The organism is Candidatus Nitrosotalea sp. FS, from assembly GCF_011319475.1.
Taxonomy (GTDB): domain Archaea; phylum Thermoproteota; class Nitrososphaeria; order Nitrososphaerales; family Nitrosopumilaceae; genus Nitrosotalea.
Genome location: NZ_RCMC01000254.1, coordinates 1 through 999, shown reverse-complemented (window position 1 = coordinate 999; position 999 = coordinate 1). Strand labels below are relative to the sequence as shown.

Genomic DNA, 999 nt, shown 5'->3' with positions numbered 1-999 from the left:
CATGCTATTGCAAAATATTGTAGATTCTCAGGCATATGCACAAAAGATAAGGGTAATTGCCATGGCAAATGGAATATCTGCTGATTTTTCTGATTATGACAAGGCAATATCCATGGCAAATGCTTTTGCTGCCAGCAATAATCTCAGTTCTGCAAATGAACAACTAGTGGTTGCACAAGGCCTGCTTGACAAGATCTATTTCCAGATAGAGCAGCAGGCAGAATCAACCAAACAAGAAAGAACGACCCAGTTTCTAAAAGATACCCAGGTAACATTAACCCAAATGATAGACAATGCCAAATCTTTGGGACTGCCACAGTCAACAATTGACAATCTTCAGGCAACATTAGATAAACTATATAATGCAAAAACTGTTGAAGATGTAATCAATACAACTAACCAATCAAGCACGCTCCAAAATGTAACTGATCAGTATAATGATCAACGCATAGTAAACTTTCAGAAGGAATCTGTAAGGATATCGCATGAAATTGATGTCCTTCATGAAAGTGCAAGTAAAATCAATGTTGAATTTTCAGGGTTTAACCCAATAAACCAATTACTTGACGATATCAAACAAAAAATTACACAAGGACAGGTTGATGAAGCCTCTCAAGAACTTGATGAGGTAGACTCGTTACTGACCAATATGAATGACGTAGTAAATGGTGCTCCGGCAATAATACAACAGATTGCAGACACAAAAACATTTGCGGACTCGTTGAGAAATCAAGCTCAGGGCAATGAAAGTGCATTAAACAATATAGAACAAAATGTGCAAATGCTCGACAGTGCATATTCACAGATAGTAAACGCAACTTCTGCATCAGACTTGCAATCCTCAAAAGAGACAATATCTCAGGCAACTGGTGCACTAAATGACATAAAAGATTCCCTAAATTCAAATCCACCTGAGAATACAACAACAAACACTACACAGGCAAATGCTACAACAACGAATACCACACCAGCAGAAAACTCTACTAGCGATTCTAATTC

Annotated in this window: 1 protein-coding gene; it reads left to right on the top strand. The window is 37.6% G+C overall.

What is annotated here, in order from left to right:
* On the top strand, positions 1–999 hold a 999-nt coding region (locus DYY66_RS10170; protein WP_166288927.1), incomplete at both ends, for a hypothetical protein.